Genomic DNA, 9,161 nt, shown 5'->3' on the forward strand with positions numbered 1-9,161 from the left:
GTATTCATGTCACTTGCAACTCTTATCAAAGCCATTCAGGACATCATGCGCAAGGATGTCGGCGTTGATGGCGACGCCCAGCGCATCAGCCAGATTTGCTGGCTATTGTTCCTGAAGATCTTCGACGATAAGGAACAGGAGTGGGAACTGACCCAGTCCAGCTACCGTTCGCCGCTGCAAAGCCGCTTTCGCTGGAGCAACTGGGCCAAGGATCCGGAAGGCATGACCGGTGAAGAGTTGATCGACTTCGTCAACAACGACCTCTTCCCCTCCTTGAAACAGCTTGCCACCAAGGCGGGCGTGTCCGCACAAGGTCGGGTGATTGGTTCAGTGTTTGAGGATGCCTACAACTACATGAAGTCAGGTACCCTGCTGCGCCAGGTGATCAACACCATTGAAGAGGATGTTGATTTCAATAAGTCCAGCGACCGGCACCTGTTCAACGACATCTACGAGAAAATTCTTGCCGATCTGCAGTCGGCAGGTAATGCAGGGGAGTACTACACACCGCGTGCCGTCACCCAGTTCATGGTCGATATCCTCGATCCGAAGCTCGGCGAGAGCATTTTTGATCCGGCCTGCGGCACGGGAGGCTTCCTGACCTGCGCCATCGAATATCTCAAGAAGCAGGTCAACACGCCGGATGACAATCGGCTGCTGCAAGAGAATATCTATGGCGTGGAGAAGAAGCCCCTGCCGCACATGCTGGCCATGACTAACATGATGCTGCATGGCATCGACGTGCCGACTCGCATCCGCCATGACAACACGCTCTCTCGTCCCTTCAAGGACTACGGTCCACGCGACCGGGTGGACATCATCATCACCAACCCGCCGTTCGGCGGCATGGAAGAAGATGGTATCGAGAAAAACTTCCTCGCCAAGCACCAGACCCGCGAGACTGCTGACCTGTTCATGGCGTTGATCACGCATCTGCTCAAGCACGACACCGGGCGCGCCGCCGTGGTGCTGCCGGACGGCTTCCTCTTCGGCGAGGGGGTGAAAACCACGCTCAAGCGTGAGCTGCTGGAAGAGTTCAACCTGCATACCATCGTGCGCCTGCCCAAAGGCGTGTTCGCCCCTTATACCAGCATCGCCACCAACATCCTGTTCTTCGAAAAGGGCGGCTCTACACAAGACGTATGGTTCTTCGAGCATCCTTACCCGGAAGGTTACAAGAGCTATTCCCGTTCCAAGCCGCTCACCATCGAGGAATTTGACCTCGAAAAAGATTGGTGGGGCGGTCACGCACGCAAAGGGCGGAGGACGACCGAGAACGCCTGGAAGGTCTCGGCCAAGGATCTTGCTGCTCGTAACTACAACTTGGATTGCAAGAACCCGCATGAGATCACTGTCGAGCATGGTGATCCGGATGAATTGATGGCCGAATACCTGGACATCACCCGTCAGTTGCAAGTTGCCCAGCAAGCACTGAAAACCGAGCTGCTGGCCGCGCTCAAGGCTACCGATGGGGGAACAGCATGAGCACGCATTTGCCAGCCGACTATCCAGCGTTATTTGCTGATATCAAGCGGCGCATTCGCCATGCCCAGACGCGAGCCGTGCTGGCAGTCAACGCCGAACTGCTTCGCCTGTACTGGGATATCGGCACGCTAATCGACCAGCGCCAGAAGCAGGAAGGCTGGGGGGCCGCTGTCATCCCCCGACTGGCGAAAGACCTGCACAATGAGTTGCCGGAAGAAAAGGGGTTTTCAGAGCGTAACATCAAGCGCATGTTGGCCTTCTACCGGGAGTACCCCCATCTGGGTGCCCGCACAGCGGGCACGGAAGTGCCACAGCCCGTGGCACAAGTGGCCGGCGGGAAGAAAAGGCCACAGGCCGTGGCACAAACCGCGGACATGGCCTCGATATTTCCGCCCGAGCTTCTGCTTTCCGTGCCCTGGGGCCACCACGCCGAGCTGATTGCCAAGGTCAAGGATGCGAGCACGCGCCAGTGGTATATGCGCGCCACCCTTGAAAATGGCTGGAGCCGCAACATTCTGGTGATGCAGATCGAAACCGCCGCACACCGTCGCCAGGGCAACGCCGCCAGCAACTTCGCGCTGCGCCTGCCCTCGCCGGATTCCGATCTGGTGCAACAAACCCTCAAAGACCCCTACCTGTTCGACTTTCTGACCCTGGAAGCGAGCTTCCATGAGCGCGAGCTGGAAACCGGGCTGATTGCTCACCTGGAGAAATTCCTGTTGGAGCTTGGCCAGGGGTTCGCCTTCGTCGGGCGCCAGTATCACCTCGACCTTGGCGGCGATGACTTCTACATCGACCTACTGTTTTACCACCTCAAACTGCGCTGCTATGTGGTCATCGACCTCAAGCGTGGTGATTTCAAGCCCGAATACGCCGGCAAGATGAATTTCTACTGCAACGTTGTTGACGACCAACTGCGCCACGAGAGCGACAAACCCACCATCGGCCTGATCCTTTGCCAACAGCCCAACCGCGTACTGGCCGAGTACGCACTGCGTGGCGTGGACAAGCCCATCGGCGTGTCCAGTTTCGAGATTACCCGCGCCCTGCCGAAGACCCTGAAAAGCGCTTTGCCCAGCATCGAACAGATCGAGCGCGAACTGGGATGCGAGCATGAATAAGCACACCACCGAACTGCTGGAACAGCACTTCGATACCGCCTTTGCCGAACCCGATGGCATCAGGAAACTGCGCAAACTGATCCTGACCCTGGCCATGCAGGGCAAGCTGGTGCAGCAAGATCCGAGCGAGAAGCCTGCTAGCGAACTGCTGAAGGAGATTGAAGCCGAGAAACAGCGGCTGGTGAAGGACGGCAAGATCAAGAAACCCAAGTCCTTGCCGCCGATAAGGGAAGAAGAAAAGCTTTATTCGCTGCCGCAGGGATGGGAGTGGGCACGCCTGCAATCCTTTTCTGACTACAACGGTAGGCCCAATATTGATCCGAGCGAAATCGCCGAGGATACTTGGCTGCTTGACTTGGAGGACATTGAAAAGGAAACCTCCCGGCTTATCGGTCGAGCAAGGTATTTCCAGCGTGAATCGAAATCGACAAAATCAACATTTAAGGAGGGAGATGTTCTTTATGGAAAGCTCCGTCCATATTTGGACAAAGTGTTGGTTGCAGACTCGGCTGGTGTCTGCACTACTGAGATAGTTCCGATTGTTCCATCCAAAGCAGTCATCCCTGAGTTTCTACGGTGGTTGTTAAAGCGCCCAGGTTTCCTTTCCCACGTAAACACGCTGATGTATGGCGTGAAAATGCCTCGCTTGGGAACAGAGGATGCCATCCATAGCGTTCATCCGATTCCACCAGTAAATGAGCAGTACCGTATCGTCGCCAAAATCGACGAGCTGATGGCGCGCTGCGACGAGCTTGAAAAACTGCACACTGCCCAACAGGAACAGCGCCTGACCGTCCATGCCGCCGCCATCAAGCAACTGTTGAACATCGCCGAACCCGACCAACACCAGCGCGCCCAGGCCTTCCTAGCCGAACACTTTGGCGAGCTCTACACCGTTAAGGAAAACGTCGCCGAGTTGCGCAAGGCCATCCTGCAACTGGCGGTGATGGGCAAACTCGTCCCGCAAAAACCGAATGACCAGCCCGCCAGCGAGCTGCTGAAAGAGATCGAAGCCGAAAGACAGCGGCTGGTGAAGAAAGGCAAGATCAAGATACCGAAGTCATTGCCACCGGTGACGGAAGAAGAAAAGCCGTATGCATTGCCACAGGGGTGGGAGTGGGCAAGGTTAGGAAACCTTGCATTATCCAGTGACTCAGGATGGAGTCCACAATGCCTCCCGGGAATGCGCAAAGGCCAAGAATGGGGGGTGCTCAAAGTCAGTGCCGTCTCTTGGGGAAAGTTTAACCCGGACGAGAACAAGGCACTTCCTGCGTCGCAAAATCCAAGGCTGGATTGCGAAGTCAAGAGTGGGGATTTTCTCATCTCGCGTGCAAATACAGACGAGCTCGTCGCACGCAGCGTAGTAGTCAATGACGCCCCCCCACACCTTATGATGAGCGAAAAAATAGTCAGATTCACGCTTAGCTGTAGCGTGGATAAGGTGTTTGTAAACATCGTAAATGGAGTTCCATATTCGCGTGCTTATTACATGGGGAACGCATCTGGAACCAGCAGTTCCATGAAGAATGTGAGCCGGGAAACGATGAGTTTGCTGCCGGTCTCACTCCCGCCATTGCAAGAGCAGCGTCGCATCGTCGCGAAAATCGATGAGTTGATGGGTTTGTGTAACTTTCTTGAGCAGAAAATCGATGCCGCAACCGGCAAACAGGCCGAATTGCTGAACGCGCTAATGCTCGCCCAATCACAAAACAACACAACGGAAAAACGCCGGCAAGCATCGCTTTCAACAGCCCAAGTCATTGACTTGGCTACCTACCGAGCCAACATAGGCTGCTATGCGTTCAGCAAACTCGCCAACGCCCAATACTTTGGTCGAACTGCCGCCGCCAAGGTGATGTACCTAGCACAAGCCTACGTGGGCCTGGAGCTGGATCAGAAACCCGAGCGTGAAGCTGCCGGGCCACTGGATACCTGGATTTATGATTTCGAGCGGCAAGGTCAAGGAAAGCGCTGGTTCGAGGTCAATGAAAAGACCTTGGCCAACGGCAGGAAAAAGACGGAGTACCGCTGCTTGTCGGCGTTGTCGGAGCCTGCGGCGAGAGCCGAGGCATTGATGTCGTGCGAACAGAAAGCCGAATTCGACCGCTTGATCTACGCACTGGCCGACAAGACTACCGAACAGGTTGAGATCATCGCCACGCTTTTCGCCGTCTGGAACGATTTCCTGATTGACGGCATCCAGCCCGCCGACGAACAGATCATCACCGACATGCGCGAACACTGGCACGGGCGCAAAGCGCGCTTTGCGCCATCCGATCTCAAGCCGTGGCTTGTCTGGCTACGCAAGGAAAACTTCGTCCCTCGCGGACTGGGACCAAGAACCGTCCAGCAGCAACGACTTGGTGTCTGATTCCATAGGAGGCATTCCACCATGCGCGTCACTGCAACCCATCTCGTACAGTGGTCAGACAGGCGCGAAGCGCAGGGAATGCTGCCTGTCCTTGTGAGACGATTGATCTCGGCTACGGCCCGGATCACAGCGATTGCTATGCCTGGTGGCGATTCCGTCAGTGCTCCCGGCTGGGATGGTGTCATCGAGGTGACTCAAGGAAACCCTTGGGTTCCAACCAGCATCAGCTACTGGGAATTGGGTACTTCAAAAGAACCCGCATCCAAAGCCAGCAGTGATTTTGAGAAGCGCCTTGGACAGATCTCTGCGGAACAGGCAGCGCAAGCCACCTTTGTTTTTGTGACTCCCCGTCGCTGGCCTGGGAAAAGCGCATGGCGGGAGAATGCTGCAAGCCGCAATGTCTGGGCAGACGTGCAGGTCTGGGATGCTGATGATCTGGAAGCTTGGCTGGAAACCTCCGCTTCGACAAGCTTGTGGTTGGGCATGCAACTCGGTATTGCAGGCCATGGCATAGAGGCCGTAGAAAACTACTGGGCTCACTGGAGCAATCAGCCCAACCCTGCCATCACAATGTCAGCGCTGTTTAGCGGTCGAGAAGAATCAAGGCTCACGCTACAGAACAGTATTGAACAGCATGAGCCTTTGGTCTCTGTTATGGCAGACAGCCAGGCAGAAGCCGTTGCCTTTGTATGCGCGCAATTGATCGAAGACGGCCATTCTTCACGCGCCGCCTGCGTGACTTCGGAAGAAGGCTGGCAGTTTGTGGATGCCAACCCCGGCATTGAGTTGGTGGTCATCGCTGATAACCGGCTTGGCAGCTATCGAGCTCCACGCGAAGGAATGACTCTGGCTGTACCCATGGCTTTCGGAGATCGAGCCTTCAATCTTATGGGCATTGGAGGACAGGCGATAGATCGAAAAATGGTGGAGCTTCGACGCCCAAGGCCAGATGAATTTGAGAAATCACTGCTTGAGCTTGGAATAGCAGCCTCTGATGCGGCCCGATGTACGCGAACTTTGGGAAGGTCATGGACGGTTTTTCGTCGATGGCATGCGCAAAATCCAGTCATCAAGAAACCGAAATGGGTCGATGATGCTGATGTCACAAGCTTGCTAATCTTGACGTTGGTGGGGGCCTGGAATAGTGCGTCTGAAGGAGACAGGGCTTGCGTTGCGAAGATTGCCAACAGGCCCTACGAAGACATTGAAAGCGAGCTGTTGAGGCTGGCTACGCTGGATGACGCGCCTGTCCTCAAAATAGGTTCTCTCTGGAAAGCCAAGGCTCCGTTAGAGTTGTTACATCTGATGGCGCCGAAGCTGACAGACGCCATTCTGACAAGATTCTTTCAGATTGCCAGTGCAGTATTTGAACAACCCGATCCGGTGCTGGAACTGGAAGAAGACAAACGTTGGATGGCTTCCATTTATGGCAAGGTTCGTGAGCAATCTGGTGTTGTGTTGGACGCCATGACAGAATCGATCGCCAAGCTAGGTCATTTTTCTGACGGCTTCAATCATATCGCCATCGGCAATCATGTACGGCGTTTTGTTACTCAACTCTTGGAAGAAGCCAATGGAGAACGCTGGCTTTCCGTTTCGTCCTTTCTTCAGTCGTTTGCCGAGGCGGCTCCCGATGAGTTCTTGAACGCAGTTCAAAACAGTTTGCGAAAGCCTGGTAAGCCGGTTACCCAGTTAATCATAGAAACACAATCGTCCGGGATATCTGGACGTTGCTGGCATGCCGACCTGCTTTGGGCTTTGGAGTTATTGGCATGGTATCCCGGCCGACTCGGGCGGGTTGCAAATGTCCTTGCCGAACTGGCCGATGTGGAAGTGAAGGGTAACTGGGGTAACACGCCATTCAATACCCTGGTTTCCCTCTTTCGACACTGGTACCCGCAAACAGCCGCGTCAGTCGCACTGAGGCTCCGTGCGATTAGAAATATAGTCGATCGGTATCCTGAAACAGCATGGAATCTTTTGTTGGCCTTGATTCCTAGGCAGCATGATGTAGCTTCACCCAATGCAAAGCCTCGCTGGCGCGATGACGATGCTGATGCAGGCGATGTCGTCGCCGCTGTTGAGATCCTGCAATTTGTACCGCCAATCGCTGATTTGCTGATAGAGAAAGCTCAGGGAAACGCCCAGCGCATTGCCAATCTGGTCCCAAAGGTCGATAAACTGGATACGAGCTTCCGGGACAAAGTCATCGAACTGGTAGGAAACGCGAAAACCTTGCCCGATGAAGATCGAGCAATCGTCCGCAATGCCGTTAGGCAATTTCTGAACTGGCAAAACTCTTTTAATCAGGATGGCGGCAAGCACGATAGATATTCAGCTGATGCGTTGAGGCCATTGTTTGACACTCTGACCGCCGATGATCTGGTTATCCGCCATGCCTGGATTTTCTCCAACGGATGGGTAGAGCTGCCTGATGGGAGCGGGGAAGACTACAAAGAAGCGGACAAAGCCAGGGCAGCATTGCGCGCCTCAGCCGTCCGGGAAATATATAAAGTTCAAGGTTGGTCGGGCATTGCCAGATTGGCTAAGTGTTGTGACGACCCAAGGCTAGTTGGCTGGGAGCTTGTCACGGAGCCGTTTGAACGTGGCGATATGGAGCAATGGCTGTGTCAATGGTATATGGAACTACAGGGTCCCTCATTATATGATTCGCTGACCCAAGGCGTGCTGCATGCACTACCTCATGCAGAGTTCTTTGATTCTCTGAAAACATGCTTGCAGCAACTCGAACATAAGCGCGTGCCTTTGGAGAAGAAGGCTGGCTTCATGGTCAACGCCCCGCAAGGTATGGTCTTATGGCAGCTCGTCGAAGAGCAATCACAAGCGGTTCGCGATCATTTCTGGTTGGCTGTCTGGCTGTCGTATATTCAGTCAGACAGAGATCATCTACTTTTCTGCATGGAAAAGCTGTTGGCAGCTGGCCGCTCACGAACAGCCCTGGAGGCGATGGGAGATCGCGCAACCGAACTACCTGGTGCGCTGCTGATCCGAATGCTAAAAGGCATTGCCGCTGGTCAGGAGAAAAATACGGGCCTTCCGCAAACGTGGCGTATCTCCCGTGTGTTCAAGGCGCTTGCTAATGCCGGAGGCGATCACTCGGAAATGGCGAGCCTGGAATTTGCTTACTATCCAATGCTTGAATATGACAAGTATGGTGTACCTCATTTGATGGCAGAGATACTGGGCAGGCCGGAATCTTTCATGGAGCTCATTTCTCTTGTCTTCACTCCTCATAATACGGAACGTGAGCCGTTGCCAGAACACTTGCATGCAGCGGCGCAAACGGCCGTTTCTCTGATCCACGGTGGACGCGGTGTTCCGGGGAAAACGCCAGGAGGAGAAATTGATAGAGAGCTATTCGTCTCATGGATCAACAGAGTCCGGGAGTTGGCAAAAGAAAGAGATCTCGAAGCTGTCACTGATCTGACGGTGGGCGCCTGGCTCTCCGATTGGCCCTTGAACAAACATTTGGATTTTTGGCCAAACCCAATCATTGCTGAGTTTTTGGATGAGGATAATTGCGAAGATGTCAGACGGGGCTTTCATACGGGGGTTCATAATTCTCGAGGTGTCACCACCCGTATGCCATATGACGGTGGCACGCAAGAACGAAAAGCCGCTGAAGAATTCAGGCGCTTCGCCCGTCACTGGGAAGGCTCGAAACCCAATCTTGCCACAATGATCGAAAGTCTTGCAAAATCATACGAGCACGAAGCTCTACAGCATGACGACGACGGGTTATGGACTCAAGAGTCATGAAAATTCATCATTCGGGTGGGCACTATATGAACACATTGTCGTCTTGTAGTGACCGTAATTTGCCCGCATTGTTTTCATCATGTTGAGCACCCTGTGTACGTAATATGTACGCCTTGGTGTGATATTGGTACCACGATCTTTACAGCGGGTTACCACGGTGCCAACGGTATCCGCTAATGGACGCAGCCGCAGACTATCCTGTCCCCACGGTCTTTCATACATTCTTTGTGCTGCTGAGCCAGAGCACAAAGAATGTGGCCGCTGCGCTGGATTTCGATAGAAATTGGGGGCTGCGCCTTGGGGACAATCGTAACGGCCCGCCCTGTACCGTCTAGAAGTCTCGGTTAAATCTCATCAAGATACGTGTCCATGTATTTTTTGAGATGTACACGTATTTTCATGAG

4 protein-coding genes are annotated in these 9,161 nt (G+C 54.1%); all 4 read left to right on the top strand.

Features of this window, described 5'->3' with window-relative positions; all coding sequences use genetic code 11:
• Nucleotides 1-6 precede the first annotated feature (6 nt).
• From DFR37_RS15180 to DFR37_RS15195, 4 genes are read left to right on the top strand one after another with little or no spacing between them, the layout of a single operon-like run.
• The gene (locus DFR37_RS15180; RefSeq protein ID WP_113934126.1) at nucleotides 7-1,485 is read left to right on the top strand and encodes a type I restriction-modification system subunit M; all 1,479 of its coding nucleotides are present in this window, start codon (nucleotides 7-9) and stop codon (nucleotides 1,483-1,485) included.
• Nucleotides 1,482-2,606, top strand: coding sequence for a PDDEXK nuclease domain-containing protein (locus tag DFR37_RS15185; RefSeq protein ID WP_113934127.1), 1,125 nt, complete (start codon nucleotides 1,482-1,484; stop codon nucleotides 2,604-2,606). The genes DFR37_RS15180 and DFR37_RS15185 overlap by 4 nt, the downstream gene beginning before the upstream one ends.
• Nucleotides 2,599-4,977 (top strand): restriction endonuclease subunit S, encoded by a 2,379-nt coding sequence (locus DFR37_RS15190; RefSeq protein WP_113934128.1) that lies wholly within the window; start codon nucleotides 2,599-2,601, stop codon nucleotides 4,975-4,977. The genes DFR37_RS15185 and DFR37_RS15190 overlap by 8 nt, the downstream gene beginning before the upstream one ends.
• Before the next feature lie 21 nt (nucleotides 4,978-4,998).
• Nucleotides 4,999-8,757, top strand: coding sequence for a hypothetical protein (locus tag DFR37_RS15195; RefSeq protein WP_113934129.1), 3,759 nt, complete (start codon nucleotides 4,999-5,001; stop codon nucleotides 8,755-8,757).
• Nucleotides 8,758-9,161: the final 404 nt, after the last annotated feature.

It is taken from the genome of Eoetvoesiella caeni (genome assembly GCF_003315175.1).
GTDB lineage: Bacteria > Pseudomonadota > Gammaproteobacteria > Burkholderiales > Burkholderiaceae_B > Eoetvoesia > Eoetvoesia caeni.

What these genes read in the sequence shown, in the direction of transcription:
- DFR37_RS15180 (WP_113934126.1), top strand. Translation starts at nt 7, where the DNA reads ATGTCACTTGCAACTCTTATCAAAGCCATTCAGGACATCATGCGCAAG.
- DFR37_RS15185 (WP_113934127.1), top strand. Translation starts at nt 1,482, where the DNA reads ATGAGCACGCATTTGCCAGCCGACTATCCAGCGTTATTTGCTGATATC.
- DFR37_RS15190 (WP_113934128.1), top strand. Translation starts at nt 2,599, where the DNA reads ATGAATAAGCACACCACCGAACTGCTGGAACAGCACTTCGATACCGCC.
- DFR37_RS15195 (WP_113934129.1), top strand. Translation starts at nt 4,999, where the DNA reads ATGCGCGTCACTGCAACCCATCTCGTACAGTGGTCAGACAGGCGCGAA.